Origin of the sequence: Pusillimonas sp. MFBS29 (assembly GCF_020687695.1) — a bacterium.
In the GTDB taxonomy this organism is placed as follows: domain Bacteria; phylum Pseudomonadota; class Gammaproteobacteria; order Burkholderiales; family Burkholderiaceae_B; genus Pusillimonas_C.
Genome location: NZ_JAJEWL010000026.1, coordinates 1 through 816 on the forward strand (window position 1 = coordinate 1; position 816 = coordinate 816).

Sequence of the window (816 nt, forward strand, 5' to 3'; positions counted from 1 at the left end):
GTTTTAACGATTTCGCGCGGGTATACGCTGGCCTGCGTCAACGTGCCATGGCTCATTTCCATGTAACGGATCACCTTAAACTGGCTGTTCAGGTACAGCACAGCGGCAACTTCATGCCCCATGCCCGACAACTTGGCCTGAAAGTACTGCTTTACGGCGTTTGGGTTTCCCATATCAGCCCGATCACCGATCAAGCTTTCCGCAGCGATCCGCGCGGCGGCCAGTACGTGCGAATCGGTCGCGGCATGATATCGCCCTGACGGGCTACGCACATACAGCGTCTGCCCTGCGTTCATGTTGTCATAGCCCAAAGCTGCATTGTGGTTAACGTGTTCCATTTTCCTGTTCCTTCAAAAGCCGGTTGGTTTTCCTGCTGACCGGGGCCGAAGATTCCGAGCCTGATCGTAGGTTTTCGGCGTTCGCAGTAATACGGTTCCTGCGGGGTTGCCGCCGTTGCCGTGAGTTCGTCGCCTTGCCGTTCTGAACTGCTGGCCGGGGCTGATGAACAGGACCGTGGAATATATGGAGGGGACCCGCGGGGCGGGGAGGAAGCCGTTTATGCCGCGAAAGCCAGGGCAGCGGACACGGATGGCGGTACAGTCGGCGTTTTGGGCGGCGCACTCAGGGCAACAGGAACAGACGGCCCACTATGCACTGATTGCGAATGCTGGCCCGCGCGGCGAGCGCCATCATCGGCCCATGGTCGATCTAATTTGACGTGCTTTTGGCTAGGTCCGCTAGCACGAACACAAACCTCCACTCCAGTGCATAAACATTACGGGTCCGGATACATGACAAAAATGTAATGTGGCAGGC

At 57.4% G+C, this 816-nt stretch carries 1 protein-coding gene; it reads right to left on the reverse strand.

Features of this window, described 5'->3' with window-relative positions:
* A partial coding sequence (locus LKR43_RS16140) for a JAB domain-containing protein (protein WP_305080638.1) occupies window positions 1-338 on the reverse strand: 338 nt, incomplete at its 3' end.
* Window positions 339-816 lie beyond the last annotated feature (478 nt).